The sequence below is a fragment of the Bowmanella sp. JS7-9 genome (assembly GCF_004329715.1).
Lineage (GTDB): Bacteria > Pseudomonadota > Gammaproteobacteria > Enterobacterales > Alteromonadaceae > Pseudobowmanella > Pseudobowmanella zhangzhouensis.
Map to the genome: position 1 here is coordinate 35,573 of NZ_JXSY01000015.1, position 14,452 is coordinate 50,024.

At 50.2% G+C, this 14,452-nt stretch carries 14 protein-coding genes and 3 tRNA genes; 6 read left to right on the forward strand and 11 right to left on the reverse strand.

The window, feature by feature from the left end; genetic code table 11:
• The first annotated feature begins 129 nt into the window (after positions 1–129).
• The 5 genes from TK45_RS08465 (at position 130) to TK45_RS08485 (ending at position 3,714) form a co-directional block, all read left to right on the forward strand.
• Entirely contained in the window at positions 130–744 is a 615-nt protein-coding gene (locus tag TK45_RS08465; RefSeq protein WP_131258215.1) for a sigma-70 family RNA polymerase sigma factor, read from the forward strand.
• Complete coding sequence (locus TK45_RS08470; protein ID WP_131258216.1) at positions 711–1,343, forward strand: ChrR family anti-sigma-E factor; 633 nt, start codon at positions 711–713, stop codon at positions 1,341–1,343. Before TK45_RS08465 ends, TK45_RS08470 begins: the two co-directional genes overlap by 34 nt.
• 77 nt (positions 1,344–1,420) lie before the next feature.
• Complete coding sequence (locus TK45_RS08475) at positions 1,421–1,978, forward strand: phosphoribosyltransferase (protein WP_131258217.1); 558 nt, start codon at positions 1,421–1,423, stop codon at positions 1,976–1,978.
• A 122-nt stretch (positions 1,979–2,100) separates the two neighbouring features.
• Positions 2,101–3,294, forward strand: coding sequence for a multidrug effflux MFS transporter (locus TK45_RS08480; RefSeq protein WP_131258218.1), 1,194 nt, complete (start codon positions 2,101–2,103; stop codon positions 3,292–3,294).
• A gap of 332 nt (positions 3,295–3,626) precedes the next feature.
• Positions 3,627–3,714 (forward strand) — tRNA-Ser (locus tag TK45_RS08485).
• A gap of 206 nt (positions 3,715–3,920) precedes the next feature.
• On the opposite strand, the gene TK45_RS16280 is transcribed toward TK45_RS08485, so the two are convergent.
• Both TK45_RS16280 and TK45_RS08495 read right to left on the reverse strand, forming a co-directional pair.
• Complete coding sequence (locus tag TK45_RS16280) at positions 3,921–4,403, reverse strand: hypothetical protein (RefSeq protein WP_174719777.1); 483 nt, start codon at positions 4,401–4,403, stop codon at positions 3,921–3,923.
• Positions 4,404–4,503: 100 nt separating this feature from the next.
• Positions 4,504–5,406, reverse strand: coding sequence for a hypothetical protein (locus TK45_RS08495; protein WP_131258219.1), 903 nt, complete (start codon positions 5,404–5,406; stop codon positions 4,504–4,506).
• A 182-nt stretch (positions 5,407–5,588) separates the two neighbouring features.
• Between TK45_RS08495 and TK45_RS08500 the strand changes: the two genes are divergently transcribed.
• Positions 5,589–7,760, forward strand: a complete 2,172-nt coding sequence (locus tag TK45_RS08500; protein ID WP_131258220.1) for a S46 family peptidase — start codon at positions 5,589–5,591, stop codon at positions 7,758–7,760.
• A 74-nt stretch (positions 7,761–7,834) separates the two neighbouring features.
• Here the strand turns inward: TK45_RS08500 and TK45_RS08505 are convergent, their stop codons facing one another.
• From TK45_RS08505 to tolR, 9 genes are all read right to left on the reverse strand, one after another.
• Positions 7,835–8,794 carry a YCF48-related protein gene (locus TK45_RS08505; protein WP_131258221.1) on the reverse strand — a complete coding sequence of 320 codons (960 nt, stop codon included), beginning with the start codon at positions 8,792–8,794 and terminating at the stop codon, positions 7,835–7,837.
• 91 nt (positions 8,795–8,885) lie between these two features.
• Positions 8,886–9,944, reverse strand: a complete 1,059-nt coding sequence (gene nadA, locus TK45_RS08510; protein WP_131258222.1) for a quinolinate synthase NadA — start codon at positions 9,942–9,944, stop codon at positions 8,886–8,888.
• Positions 9,945–10,100: 156 nt separating this feature from the next.
• Positions 10,101–10,176 (reverse strand) — tRNA-Lys (locus TK45_RS08515).
• Positions 10,177–10,220: 44 nt separating this feature from the next.
• Positions 10,221–10,296: transfer RNA gene (locus tag TK45_RS08520), tRNA-Lys, on the reverse strand.
• Between the two features lie 142 nt (positions 10,297–10,438).
• Positions 10,439–11,206 carry a tol-pal system protein YbgF gene (ybgF, locus tag TK45_RS08525; protein WP_131258223.1) on the reverse strand — a complete coding sequence of 256 codons (768 nt, stop codon included), beginning with the start codon at positions 11,204–11,206 and terminating at the stop codon, positions 10,439–10,441.
• Between the two features lie 3 nt (positions 11,207–11,209).
• On the reverse strand, positions 11,210–11,770 hold the full coding sequence (pal, locus tag TK45_RS08530; RefSeq protein ID WP_131258224.1) for a peptidoglycan-associated lipoprotein Pal: 561 nt from the start codon (positions 11,768–11,770) through the stop codon (positions 11,210–11,212).
• 33 nt (positions 11,771–11,803) lie between these two features.
• Positions 11,804–13,165, reverse strand: a complete 1,362-nt coding sequence (tolB, locus tag TK45_RS08535; protein ID WP_131258225.1) for a Tol-Pal system beta propeller repeat protein TolB — start codon at positions 13,163–13,165, stop codon at positions 11,804–11,806.
• 12 nt (positions 13,166–13,177) lie between these two features.
• Positions 13,178–14,023 (reverse strand): cell envelope integrity protein TolA, encoded by an 846-nt coding sequence (tolA, locus tag TK45_RS08540; protein WP_131258226.1) that lies wholly within the window; start codon positions 14,021–14,023, stop codon positions 13,178–13,180.
• Positions 14,020–14,445 carry a protein TolR gene (tolR, locus tag TK45_RS08545; protein ID WP_131258227.1) on the reverse strand — a complete coding sequence of 142 codons (426 nt, stop codon included), beginning with the start codon at positions 14,443–14,445 and terminating at the stop codon, positions 14,020–14,022. The genes tolA and tolR overlap by 4 nt, the downstream gene beginning before the upstream one ends.
• Positions 14,446–14,452 lie beyond the last annotated feature (7 nt).

Genomic DNA, 14,452 nt, shown 5'->3' on the forward strand with positions numbered 1-14,452 from the left:
GTTAAGTCATGCCGTTACGCAGTGGGGTTTGATTTTGGATCACCTGAATTTGTCACTAAACCAAACTTTACCAAGGCAATTCAATCGTTTACCGTGTGAACGTAGAATTCAATATCATCAGGATAGACCTTGTCGACTCACTTCGCCGTTGAACCAGCATTAGAGATGCTGTTAATAGCGATCGCTCAGCAGCGCGATCAGGCGGCCTTTCGACAATTATTCAATGCTGTCGGTGGCAGGCTAAAAGGCTATGCAGTTAAATCCGGAGCCAATGATAAGGACGCCGACGAACTGGTGCAGGAAACTATGCTGCTGGTCTGGCGCAAAGCCCATTTATATGACCCGACTCAGGCCAGTGCCCTGACCTGGCTGTTCACCCTGTTACGGAATAAACGGGTAGATTTGCTCAGACGTAACAAGCATAACCTGATCAGCGCCGACGACTTATATCTGGAGCCAGAGTCAGCCCAATCCGAACACGATGCTGAACCACTGCAGCAAGAGATAGAAAGTGATCGGAATCAGCACATCGTGCGTAATCTACTGCAACATCTACCCACCGAGCAGCGGATTATCCTCTACAAGGTGTATTTTGAAGGGAAATCCCATAGCGAAATCAGTGACGAACTGGCTTTGCCGTTGGGAACAGTAAAAAGCCGGCTGCGGCTGGCATTGAGTAAATTTGAAGTATTAGCTAGGCAACATTTTTTATGGCTTCTTATCATCCAAATGACGAATTATTGATGCGCTTCAGCGCCGGAATGCTCAGCAACGCCCTGGGCGTGTTGGTGGCGTGCCATGTTGAACGTTGTCCGCATTGTCAGGAAAAGACCCGCATCTATGAGCAATTCGGTGGCGAACTGATTGCCGAGTCGGATGATGCAGAATTACCGGCCGATTTACTCGATAAAACCCTGGCTCGCCTGAGCGATGAAGCCGAACCTGCCCCCGTAAAGGTCAGCGGCAATGTGCCACGACCTTTGCAGCGCTTTTTACCCGACGACGTCAGCCAGATCCCGTGGAAAGGGATGAGCAAAGCCATTAAAGAATTTCGTCTGCCATTCGGCGATGACGAGTTCGATGCTCGCCTGTATAAAATAGCGGCGGGCAAGCAACTACCCGAGCACACCCATCGTGGCCGCGAATTTACTCTGGTGTTATCCGGCAGTTTCAGCGATAACGCCGGCGCCTATCATGCAGGTGACTTTGTGCTGGCCGATACCAGTGTGATGCATCGCCCACGTGCTCACGCGGAGCAAGACTGTATTTGTTTTGCCGTGCTGGACGCGCCACTGAAATTTACCGGCTGGTTTGGCGCACTGGTCAACCCGTTTATGCGTTAAAAAACCACTATTATGCTGGTCGTGATGGGGAAAACATTCCTATAATCAACGCCTTTGTGATTTAACAGGTTTTTTCCATGACGACTAAGCGTTACATCAGCGCCGCAGAGTTACTGCAAGACTCTTTCCGCCTGGCCAAACAAGTATTTGAAGATGGCTTTTATCCCGACTACATCGTCGGTATCTGGCGCGGTGGTGCACCGATTGGCATCGCGGTACAGGAATTCTTTGAATATAAAGAAGTCGACACCGACCACATTGCGGTGCGCACGTCATCCTATTACGGCATTGGCCAGCAAAGCCGTGAAATCCGTGTGCATGGTCTGCATTACCTGATTGAAAACGCCAACGCCGACGACAAACTGCTTATCGTGGACGATGTATTTGACTCGGGTCGCTCGGTAGAAGCACTGATCAATAAAATCCGTCATTTATCGCGCCTCAATACCCCAGCAGATATCCGTATTGCCTGCCCTTGGTATAAACCGACCAATAATAAAACCACCCTTACCCCGGATTACTGGGTACATGAGAGTACTGAGTGGTTGGTATTTCCCCATGAGGTGTGTGGCCTGACAGATGACGAACTGCGCCAGAACAAACCGGAACTGGCGAGCATTCTGCTAGAAAAGTAATCGTGCAATATAACGCGCGCCGGCAATATCTCCGTCAGGCGCGCGCACTGCCCCATCAATCGCAGAAACCAACACAGTGATGACCGATTGTGGCACACTCCCGCTTTGAATCAGGAGCCTGCATGCCATCCACCGCCCCCCGCTTTAATTTGGTTATTTTGTTACTGGCCGCCATTGTGGCCGTCACCCCACTTACCATTGATATGTATTTGCCGGCATTTCCGGCGATTGCCGAGACCCTGAATACCGATATCGCACTGGTACAGGTATCACTGTCGACTTATCTGGCGGGTTTTGCCGTTTCCATGCTGATTTTTGGCCCGATTGCCGATGTGCTGGGACGGCGCAAAATGGTGTTGTTTGGCTTAAGTGGCTTTGCGCTGTGCAGTATCGCCCTGACCTATGTCACCGACATCCATACTTTCTGGGTACTGCGGGCGCTTCAGGCCATCGCTGGCGGTGCTGCGGCGGTCACCATTCCGGGCATTATCCGCCATATATATGGTGAGCATACCGCCAAAGGCATGTCATACGTGTCGATGATTATGATGATCGCACCGCTACTGGCACCGGCATTGGGCTCAATGGTCATGCACTGGTTTTCCTGGTGGGCGATTTTCGCCGTGCTTGCCCTGTACGCCGGCGCCTTGCTGATCCCGGCATTTATCTGGCTACCAGAGGTCGAGACCCGCGAGCATAAAGGCTCCTGGTTCTCGCTGTTTTTCGCCAGTTATGTGGAAGTACTGGGTAACCGCCAGGCGCAACCGTTTATCGCCACCTCGATGTTCGCGTCATTCGGCTTTTTCGGCTATCTGACGGCCGTGCCTGTGGTGTACATGCAGGTATTCGGTGCCGATGAAAAACTGTTTGCCTTGCTGTTTGCCGGTAACGTCGGCAGCCTGATCCTGGCCAATTTGATCAACAGCCGGATCGTGGTCAGAATCGGTTCGCGCGCGATGTTGCAGTACAGCATCAGCAGCGCCATGCTCAGCGCCTTAATGTTGGTTGTGGTCAACATGCTGGAGTTAGGTTTATTCGCTACCTTTGCCGCCATCGTGCCACTGATGATGAGCCTGAGTTTATCCGCGGTAAATGCCGATGCGCTTATCATGATTGCCTTTCCTAAACACACCGGCACCGCTACCGCAGTGATTGGCACCCTGCGCTTTGGCAGTGGCGCACTGGTCGGCCCGATTCTGGCCCTGGCACACACACAATCCGCCATGCCGTTTTCACTGCTGATGTTCAGTGCCACTGTGTGTATGTTATTGATTTTAATCTGGGCCAAAGTGAAAAAACGCCGTGAGCAAGGGTGAGTTTGTTCAACAATTGGGCAACTAACCCGGTAATCCGCGCGACAGAGGCGTTTTGCACAAATTAGCGCTTGATTAGCCCGGGCAATTTCCCTAACATACGCGGCGCTTTGACGTGGTCGAGACCCGTCATAACACGCTCGGCTGGAGCGGCAGAAACCTGCAAACACAGACAAAATTTGGTGAGGTGTCCGAGTGGCTGACTAAATCGAAAGGAACGATTTAGGACAGTTCGCAACGCGATACTGGCCCGCAGGGTCGAAGGCAGGAGCCTGAGACAACGAGCACGCCTGGTGCTCAGGTTAATCAAAACCGACAATAACAGGTAACAATTTGGTGAGGTGTCCGAGTGGCTGAAGGAGCACGCCTGGAAAGTGTGTATACGGCGACGTATCGAGGGTTCGAATCCCTCCCTCACCGCCATAAAACGAAAAGCCCGGTCTGTTGACCGGGCTTTTTTCGTTTTAGCGCCTGGCGGTTTGGGCGGGTGAGAACCCTCGCAGGGTTCGACAAAAATGCCGGGAGCATTTTTGAACGCACGAAGTGCGGCCCGCAGGGCAAAATACAGGGACGTATTTTGTAATCCCTCCCTCACATTAAAAATCAGCCCTCGCCCTATTAACTACCGACTAGTCCAAAGCAAATTTTATCGTTCTAATGATATCTTCATTACCATGTAGCTCAGCGTATTCAAGATGAGAAAAGGCCTCTTGGCATTCATTCAGATCAATACCTGAATGAACAATTTTGCTGACTTTATCTACATCTTTTTCGTAAATCGCGTTCTGCAGTTGCCGGTGAATATTGCTAGTTTCATTCGCGTTTGGGGAAAAAGAACCGACCAATGAGCTACCACAGTGCTTACACAGCAAAGCTTCCGCTTTTATGATTTCTGCACAAAACGGGCATTTTTTGTGGGTTCCTGTATTAACTTTCTCCTTGTCTTTGGCATCGCTATCTTCACCGATAATTAGCAAAATGATAAATCCGAACAGCGGTGAGAGTATGGCGGATAGAATGAAAAACACGACGCCAGAACGGCCCTTGCTTGATGCAATCGCAGCCACTATCAAAGTGAAAATTATCCAAAAAACAAAAATATAGGTACTCATGGTTCTCCTTTACCATTAGATAGACTTTTACAAGCGTAGGTAATTCTTGGTTAAACGCTCTGGGGGCTATGCTGCATTGATTCAATACAACGTGACGATCTCACTCCTTCATCTCTTTATACTTCTGAGAGTACTGATGAATCTCATCCTGCACCGCGAGTAAAAAACCATTTTTTTGTATGCTCATGGCCTCATCGGAGATTGGTGCCTGCAACACAATGACCTTCCTCCCCGTCAGTGCCCGTAATGTCTTTTGATAAAACGGTGAATTGTGTAACACCTGCAGCAATGAGCCATCTTCAAATGCCAGATGCAATCCGCGGCCAATTCGCTCGGCTAATTCAGGTTTATTCTTGGCGGTAAAGAAAAATACCGGGTTGTCGTAATACAACACATAGTAAGGATCGATGTTCAGCTCCGGCATCTGACGGGCTTCTTCGAATATTTCTGTCACGGAGCGCGGAAACACATCGACAAAATGTTTACTGAGTAGCTGAAACGCGGAATGGTGTTCTTCTTCCAGCACTTCAAAACCGTTGCTGCGCAAGACCAGCGTATCCGGCCAGTCTTTGCCCTGTACAATTTTCATTGCCTGTAACTGCTGACGGCTGAGATTAGGTGCCAAAGGATGCTGCTTGTTGACCAGAAAAATGCGATAGCCATATAAACCGGCTGCAACCGGGAAATACACCGGAATGTATTCTTTTTCCCGCTCGGCATTGGTGACGGACCAGTTAACGTCTATATAACCTTTGTCCAGTGACAACATCTGACGGCGAATTTGCATCGGCGCCATGGGCTGAATCTGCACAGGCTCGCTGCTGCCCTTCTCCAGTGCCAATTCCAACACCTGGCTAAAGTAAGCGTACTGCTCCTCGGTATATTCCAAAGCGGCGGGTATATGGATGATTTCAGGCGACACTTCTGCTGCACCGCCTACCAGCGGAGATAATCCCAACACAAACAACCAGTTACGTACCCTGTTCACTGCACTACTGTTCATTTTTCAACCCGACACATTGTCAAACTACTCTGCCTTTTCCATTGATGCAACGAAGAAATCCCTGCGGTACGAAAAATTGACGCAAATTACCTAAGCTGTAACGCATTTAGGCTGGACACAGGCGTAGATTTTTTTAAGGATGTGCGCGCAAGTAAAAAAACCAATTTATCAGGGAGACTGATGTGAAAAAACTTATCCTAGCCCTACCTCTGTTGCTGGCTGGCGGGATGGCACAAGCCGATGAAGGCATGTGGCAACCACACCAACTAAAGCAACTGGCTAAAGAACTGAAGGCTAAGGGCCTGAAGCTTGATCCAAACAAGATGCAGAATCTGGATCAATTCCCAATGAACGCGATTATTAGCCTGGGCGGATGTACTGCATCGTTCGTTTCGCCTCAGGGTTTGGTGGTCACTAACCACCACTGTGCCTACGGCTCGATTCAGTACAACAGTACTGAAGAAAATAACCTGCTGGAAAAAGGGTTTGTCGCCAAAAGCCTGGACAAAGAATTACCCGCCGCACCAGGCAGCCGCGTTTACGTAACTGAGTCGCTGACTAACGTAACCGATCAGATTACCGGTTCGCTGGACAAGAACTTAAGCGGCGATGCGTTTTATGCTGCGGTTGAAATGAACGAAAAGCGTCTGGTAGCCGAGTGTGAAACCAACCCGGATTATCGTTGCAGTGTATACAGCTTCCACGGCGGTCTGGAGTACTACCTGATCAAGCAATTGGCAATCCGTGATGTACGTCTGGTCTATGCACCACCTTCCAGCATTGGCAAGTTTGGCGGCGACACAGATAACTGGATGTGGCCTCGTCATACCGGCGACTGGTCTTTCTACCGTGCTTATGTGAACAAAGATGGTCGTCCGGCGGATTTTAGCGCTGACAACGTACCGTTTGAGCCAAAAGCCTTCCTGAAAGTTAATGCAGACTCGGTGCAGGAAAACGATTTTGTCATGGTGCTGGGTTACCCTGGCCGTACAAACCGCTACCGCACGTCCGATGAAGTAGAAAATAACTTCACCTGGTCGTACCCAACAGCAAAAGCTTATCGCGAAAAGTATATCGACATTATCAAGTCAGTCGCGCCAAAAGGCTCTGATGCGCGTATCAAATACGAAAGCACCATTGCTGGCCTAGCGAATTACGCCAAGAACTACGGTTCAATGGTAGAGAGCTTCAACAAAGGCAACATGCTCGAGCGCAAAGTAAAAATGGAGCAGGATCTTCAAGCGTGGATCAACGCCTCCGCTGAGCGTAAAGCCAAATACGGTGATGCCATCAATACGCTGGAAGCGCTGATTGCCAAAGGTGATGAGCACAAAGAGCGCGATATGTTGCTCAGCTATCTGGGTCGTAACAGCATGATGTCGGTATCACGTAGCTTGCTGCGCTTAGCCCACGAAATGCAAAAGCCAGATGCAGAGCGTGATCAGGGTTTGCAAGAGCGTGATATGCCACGCATGAAGCAAGGCCTGATCAGCGTGAATCGCCGTTATGATGCGGAAGTGGACAAAGCCGTTATCCTGTATTTCATGAGTGAATACGCCAAGCTGCCGGCTAGCGAGCATGTGGCTGCACTGGATAAGTTCTTTGGTATCGAGAATGGCTTCGACGAAGCCAAAGTCAAAGCCAAACTGGACATGATGCACGCCAATACTCAACTGGATGAAGAAGCCGTGCGTCTGGCATGGATGAATAAGTCTGTTGACGAATTCAAAGCCAGCGACGATCCGTACATTCAGTTTGCCGTTGCCATGTATGAGTTTGATAAAGCCGAGCGTGATGCAGGCAAGGCGCTGTATGGTGAATTGCAACGTGCACGCCCTGCCTATATGCAGGCCGTCATCGACTACAAAAACAGTCTGGGTCAGCCTGTCTACGCAGATGCCAACAGCTCACTGCGTATCAGCTACGGAAGCGTAAAAGGCTACTCTCCACAGGATGGTCTGGTTGCCACTCCTTTCACCACATTGGAAGGCATTTTGGCCAAGTATATTCCGGGTGATGAAGAGTTCGATATGCCAGCCAAGCAGCGTGAGCTGATCATGGCCAAAGAATATGGTCCGTACAAAGACAAGAAGCTGGGCACCGTACCAGTCAACTTCCTGTCGACTCTGGATATCACTGGCGGCAACTCAGGCTCTCCGGCGCTTAACGGCAAAGGTGAGCTGGTCGGCCTGCTGTTTGATGGCGTATACGAGTCCATCATCGGTGACTGGGACTACGATGACGACTACAACCGTTCTATCTCTGTCAGCACGGCCTATATGTTGTGGGTAATGCAGTATGTAGACGGTGCGGACAACCTGATTAAAGAAATGCAGGTTATCCGTAGCAAATAAGCTATCTCGCATACCGAAAGGCGCCATACGGCGCCTTTTTTATTGATTGATTTTAGCCACTGTCACTCAACAAATTAAAAGCGCGTGACGCTGCCTTTGGCACCCACCCCAATACAATCGGTCTCGCCACAGGTCATCGACCAGGTGTTGTTATCGCTGATTTTGTGCCATTTCTGACCATCCCAGCGGGCAATGCCCTCAGGATTACTGATGTACCAACCGCGTGCATCCATCGCTGTACCATACACCGCACCGTTTAACGGTACATTGTCCAATGCTTGCCAACGCTTGTCTGCCAGGTGGTAGATGTACGCTTTCGCAGCCTGTTGCGGGGTCTTTAAACTGCCGCCCGCCACCAGTACCTGGTCATTACGTTTGTGCACTGAGAACACTCCGCTGGCTTCGCCGCCACCAAGCGGGGTATCAATTGCCTGCCAAACCCCTTCAAATCGCATCAACAAGCGCGACGTTGGCCCATTTCCGGTTCCAACCAACACGTCCCCTGCAGATTGGCTATCAACACAGGTACCACTAGAGGCAAAGCCGCCCTCATGGACAAGGGCGTCGGGTAATTGCTCTGCCCGTTGCCAGCTTAGTCCCGCATCGCTGCTGTGATACACAGCCAGCCCCTGCTCGTCGCTGTCGCCATATAACCAACCTTGCGCACCGTGAAAATCAACGCAATCGAAAAAGCTGTGTTCGCTTCCGGATAATACCGTTTGCCAATTAGCGCCGGCATCAGCGGAATAATACAGACGCGATTGATTGCCCTCACCGGCACTCATGGCCAATAACTTTTGTTCACCAGTAATAGCAATATCGCGAATTTGCAGTGATGCGGCATCGGATGGTAAGGCAATCTGCTGCCAGTTTGCGCCATTATCGTCACTACGGTACACACTGCCCTGCGTACCACTGGCGTAAATGGTCGCTCCCTGACGGGTCACTGATTGAAAATTTACCTCTGCAGGAAGGGATTGTGCCAGCACGTTCAGGCTGGCAACTGTCATACTCAAAGCAAGTTTTTTGCGCACCGTGTTTTACTCTTTTTCAGCAATAACAGCAGCTTAGCACGAAGTGAAATAAAAAAGCCCGCATTCAGCGGGCTCTTTCAAATCAATCGGATCAGGCGTTGCCTTTGACCTGCTTATTCAGATTGGCGGCAAAATCCAGCATACGGTCAAGTGGGATAAGCGACTGCACACGCAATGCTTCATCCACAAAAATTTCATGACCTGTGTTATCCGTCAGTGCCGCTTCAATGGCCTGTAAGCCATTCATTGCCATCCACGGGCAGTGCGCGCAGCTACGACAGGTTGCGCCGTTACCGCCGGTTGGCGCTTCGATAAAGGTCTTTGTTGGCGATAACTGCTGCATCTTGTAAAAGATGCCGCGATCGGTCGCCACAATAAATTTATCATTGGGCAGGGTCTGTGACGCTTTAATCAGCTGGCTGGTTGACCCCACAGCATCGGCCAGTTCAACGATATTTTGTGGGGACTCAGGGTGCACCAGAATCGCCGCGTCAGGGTGCTCGGCTTTCAATTGCATTAGGGCACGGGATTTAAACTCATCGTGAACCACACAGGCGCCCTGCCACATCAGCATCTCGGCACCGGTTTGTTTAGCAATATAGGCACCTAAGTGACGATCCGGGCCCCAGATTATCTTTTTGCCCTGGCTATCCAGGTGCTCAACAATTTCCAGTGCAATACTGGAAGTCACTACCCAATCGGCACGGGCTTTTACCGCCGCCGAGGTATTGGCATACACCACCACGGTATGATCAGGATGGGCGTCACAAAACGCGCTGAACTTATCCGCCGGGCAGCCCAAATCCAATGAGCAGGTGGCGTCCAGTGTCGGCATCAACACGGTTTTCTCCGGGCTGAGGATCTTGGCTGTCTCACCCATAAAGCGCACCCCCGCCACAATCAGGGTTTGCGCCTCGGCATCACGACCAAAGCGCGCCATTTCCAGTGAGTCGGCCACGCAACCATTGGTTTCTTCGGCCAGAGCCTGAATTTCCGGGTCGGTATAATAATGGGCAACCAGCACCGCATTACGTGCTTTTAACAGCGCTTTGATACGTGCTTTATATTCGGCCTTTTGCGCGTCATTTAACGGCGCTGGCTTAGGTGGAAATGGATAATCCAGATTATCGGGTATTACTGCTTGATTCATACTGACGTCCACTGACTTTGCTGGCGCGGATTATACGCGAGCTAACAGAAAATTTCATGAGTCGAATAGGCTTTACGCACAAAGAACTACTGTGTGTATTTTGTTATTCTGGGAATTGGTTTTGAAAATCAGATTGGCGTAGGAGCCGGGGAAGAATGGTGGGTCGTGCTGGATTCGAACCAGCGACCAATTGATTAAAAGTCAACTGCTCTACCAACTGAGCTAACGACCCATTCATAAATTGTATTTGCAGCGATTCCACCGTTAGGGAGAAAGTGGTGGGTCGTGCTGGATTCGAACCAGCGACCAATTGATTAAAAGTCAACTGCTCTACCAACTGAGCTAACGACCCACTGTTACATCCATCTTGCTGCTAGCGCCTGTCCCTTGGCGACGGGCGCATATAATACTTATTTATCCCCTTGGCGCAACCTAAAAAATGCAATTTTTCGCGCTTTTTTACTGTTTGCTGAATAAACCAACAAAAGCTGCTTTTATTTTAAACTTTTCAGCCGACTTTCCGCTAAACGGGCAGAAGAACTCTGAGAATATTCAGCAATCACTCGCTCAAAATACTGTTTGGCGGTTGCGTTATCATTTTGCGCCTGAGCAATCATGCCGAGCTTTAGCATGGACTCTGCACGCTTGGATGAGTCGACAAAATTATTCACCAGACGGCTGAATTTATCTTTGGATGCATCAAACTCGTTTTTATTAAACAATAACTGCCCTAACCAGTAATAGGCGTTAGCCTCATAACTGGAGCCAGGATAGTTTTGGATAAAGGCTTCAAATGCCGGAATCGCGTCGTCGTACTTCTTTTCTTTCAAGATCAGGCTAACAGCATTGTCATAAGCCTGGCTGTCTTTCATCGCGACGGCTGGATTGCTGGTCACAGGGGTTGGTGTGACGGGTTGCATTACCGGCACATTCTGCGTCGCCGGTTTAGCCTGCATCGCGGTCACTTCTTCGATACGTTTATCGATCTCGCGGTACAGCTCACGCTGGCGTTCCAGAATCTGTTCAAGTTGGTAAGTGTGGGTTTCCAGTGTGCCACGCAATTCATTGACTTCGTTTTGCATGGTATCCAACTGGGCTTGGATGCGGTGTTGGGCTTCAGTGCGGCTGTTGACGATCCGCTCCAGGGCTTCAACACGGGTTTCGAGGCTGGCGCCATTTACGTCCGTTACAGGTGCAGGAGCCGCAATAACTGCGGCTCCTGACGTAATAAGCGCAAGCGTTAACAGGCTGCGTTTAATCATGTATTACTTCTGGTATACCAATACCGCACGACGGTTTTTCGCCCATGCTGCTTCAGTAGCTGCTGAGTCAACCGGCTTTTCTTCACCGTAAGATACAACAGACATCTGGCTGGCGCTTACGCCGGCGTTTTGCAGGTACGTGGCAACTGATTTGGCACGGCTCTCACCCAGAGAAATGTTGTACTCAGGCGTACCACGCTCATCAGTGTGGCCTTCGATTACGATAGACACACCAGAGTTTTTCACCAGGAATGCGGCATGCTTGTCCAGCAGACCATAGAACTCGCTGCGGATAGTTGAACGGTCGAAGTCGAAGTAGACGGTCTGCAGATTTTGCAGCGCCATCATTTCGTCTTTCATTTGCTGTTCCTGACGCTCACGCTCTAAACGTGCTGCATCCGGAGCCGCGGTTTCTACACCAGCAGATGCCTGAGCATTCTCTTCCACTGCAGGTTTGTTCATTTCTGCGGCCTGGTCTTCTGCTGTACCACTGCTTCCACACGCCATTAAGGTCATGACTGGCAAAGCGATAATCAAGCCTTTCACTACTTTGTTAAATTGCATTTTACTTTGTCCTTCTTGATATCAAGTTTACTGTTACAGCAAAAAAGGTGACCAACTTGGCGACTTCACCTGCCCCTCTACCGATGGTAGCGTGGCCTTGAAGCGCCCATCTAACGACACCAGAGATAACACTTTACGACCTTTATCTATGGTGCTGTAAATAATCATGCTGCCATTGGGTGCTAAACTCGGCGATTCATCTAAGTAGGTGCGTGACAGCACCTGAATCATGCCGGTTTCCAAATCCAGGCGAGCAATATGATAATTACCATTGGTGCGGTTAACCATCACCACATGGCGACCATCCGGTGTAACCGTTCCACCCAGGTTCATTTCACCCTGATAGGTCAGTCGTCTGACCTTGTTCGTAGCTAAATTTACTCGATAAATCTGAGGTTTACCACCCCGTTCCGAACTAAATATCAGGTCTTTGCCGTCTGGTGTCCATGATGGCTCAGTATCAATGCTGCGGTTATTTGTTATACGACGCAACTGACGGCTTGCAATATCCATGACATAAATTTCGGAGTTGTCATCTTTCGATAGCACCATTGCCAGTTTCGTGCCATCCGGGGAAAACACCGGTGCACCATTAATACCAGGGAAAGAAGTCAGCTTGGTACGCTGCTGGGTGTAGATATCATGTAACCAGATTTCTGAACGCTTATTTTCGAAGCTGACGTAGGCCAGTTTGTTGCCATCTGGCGACCAGCTTGGCGACATCAGAGGCTCTGGGGAGCTAATCAGCACGGTTTCGTTGTAGCCATCATAGTCTGAGATCACCAGTTTATAAGGCAACTTGCTGATTCGCGGGTCAGAAACGGCAATGTAGGCAATTTGCGTCAGGAACGCGCCTTTGGTGCCTGTTAATGCTTCATAAAACACGTCACTGATACGGTGCGCAAACTGACGGAACTGATTCCCGCTAATAGTTTTTACACCGTTATAGAGAATGTGGTCGTTACTGGTGGTCATTTTACCGTTAACCAGTATCTGGTTCTGGCCGCCAGTGATTTGGCCACGCAGCACATCAATGACTTCAAAGCGTACTTCGTAACGATCAATCCCTACTTCGTTTACTTCACCGACGACAATGGCTTCTGCGCCAGCCGCTGCCCAGGCTGCGTGATCCACATCAGTGTCGCGAAATGGCAACTGCGACGGAAATTGCGCCAGACTCAAGGGTCTGAACTTGCCACTGTTGCGTAAATCAGCGGCGATAACGTCTTCGATGTTGGCGGGTTTGACGCCACTGCCGTTAAAACGAAAAGGTACCACCGCCACCGGGCGCGCGGTGTCAGTAAATTCAGTAATTAAAATCTCAATGGCAGCATGACTTTGTTGAGTAACCATCAACAGCATCAGGGTTACGCTGCTAATCAATTTTTTAAACATGGAGTCTCCGTATTATTGCCGTGGACTAAAGGTCAGGGTGATATCGCGCAGTTCACGATTCACTTCCGGGTCACTGGGCATTTCAAATTCAACAACTTTATACACCGCGCTTTTCAGCGCTGAACACAAGGCGTTATCACCCTGAATCACGCTAAAATCCGTAACAAATCCGGTGCTGGCCAGGCGAATCCTCACTTTACAACTGCGGCCATACATGGAGTTGTCACCGATCATATAGCTTTGGATCGCTGCCTGAATTTTGGCGGTGTACTTTTCTTTTTCAGTTAATACAAATTGCTGGCGTGCTGCGCGGGCAACCGCCTCTTCTTGTGCACGGCGTTCTGCTTCAAGCTGGCGCTGCTGCTCCAGACGCGCCTGCTCTTCCTTACGGCGTTGTTCTTCTTCACGACGCTTTTTGTCGTCCGCTTCTCGTTGTTTACGCGCCTGTTCTTCCTGTTGCTTCTTCAGCGATTCGTCTTTTTTGCGTTGTTCTTCGGCCTTGCGCGCGTCTTCTTCACGCTTTTTTTGCTCGGCTTCTTTTTTGCGCTTTTCATCCAGCTTGCGTTTTTTCTCACGGGCCGCTTCATCGCGCTTGCGCTTTGCTTCCTGCTGCTGACGTGTGATTTCTGCCTGCCGTTGTTGCTCGGCACGCGCGGCCGCCTGTTGCTGCGCTTCGATTCGTTGTTGCTGCGCTTCAACGACCGCGGCATCAATGGCCACCGCCTGGATGACCGGCTGCTGGATCATCAGCTCGGTCTTTTGTGGTTCGTCCTGCCACTCGACACTTAGCGCCAACAGTACCAACAATCCACTATGCAGCGCGGCTGACTTCAGCAGCGCAGAATTTAATCCTGTCATTTTTGTTCAGGTGTATCCGTCATCAACCCCACCGATGGCACGCCAGCACGTTGCAGCAACACCATCAATTGCACGACCTGGTCGTATGCGACCCGACCGTCCCCTTTTACTACCACCGGAATCTCTGGCTCTTTTTGCAAACGGCGCGCCACTAATGTAGCCAGTTCAACGCCGTCCAGGGGTTTTTCCGGGTCATCCGCCATATTCAGGTAATAATTACCCTCGGCATCCACGGACGCGATCATTGGGGGTTTACTGTCATCCGCCAGCGGATTGGCTTCAGCTTTGGGTAAGTCAACCTTGACCCCCTGGGTAATCAGCGGGGCGGTTACCATAAAAATAATCAGCAGCACCAGCATCACGTCGATATAGGGCACGACGTTGATTTCAGACATCTGGCGGCGTTTTTTGCGCACGTACATGTTGGGC

Bases quoted from the DNA above. Each gene is read 5' to 3' on its own strand.
- TK45_RS08470 (WP_131258216.1), top strand. From the start codon at position 711: ATGGCTTCTTATCATCCAAATGACGAATTATTGATGCGCTTCAGCGCC.
- TK45_RS08475 (WP_131258217.1), top strand. From the start codon at position 1,421: ATGACGACTAAGCGTTACATCAGCGCCGCAGAGTTACTGCAAGACTCT.
- TK45_RS08480 (WP_131258218.1), top strand. From the start codon at position 2,101: ATGCCATCCACCGCCCCCCGCTTTAATTTGGTTATTTTGTTACTGGCC.
- TK45_RS16280 (WP_174719777.1), bottom strand. From the start codon at position 4,403: ATGAGTACCTATATTTTTGTTTTTTGGATAATTTTCACTTTGATAGTG.
- TK45_RS08495 (WP_131258219.1), bottom strand. From the start codon at position 5,406: ATGAACAGTAGTGCAGTGAACAGGGTACGTAACTGGTTGTTTGTGTTG.
- nadA (WP_131258222.1), bottom strand. From the start codon at position 9,944: ATGAATCAAGCAGTAATACCCGATAATCTGGATTATCCATTTCCACCT.
- ybgF (WP_131258223.1), bottom strand. From the start codon at position 11,206: ATGATTAAACGCAGCCTGTTAACGCTTGCGCTTATTACGTCAGGAGCC.
- pal (WP_131258224.1), bottom strand. From the start codon at position 11,770: ATGCAATTTAACAAAGTAGTGAAAGGCTTGATTATCGCTTTGCCAGTC.
- tolB (WP_131258225.1), bottom strand. From the start codon at position 13,165: ATGTTTAAAAAATTGATTAGCAGCGTAACCCTGATGCTGTTGATGGTT.
- tolA (WP_131258226.1), bottom strand. From the start codon at position 14,023: ATGACAGGATTAAATTCTGCGCTGCTGAAGTCAGCCGCGCTGCATAGT.
- tolR (WP_131258227.1), bottom strand. From the start codon at position 14,445: ATGTACGTGCGCAAAAAACGCCGCCAGATGTCTGAAATCAACGTCGTG.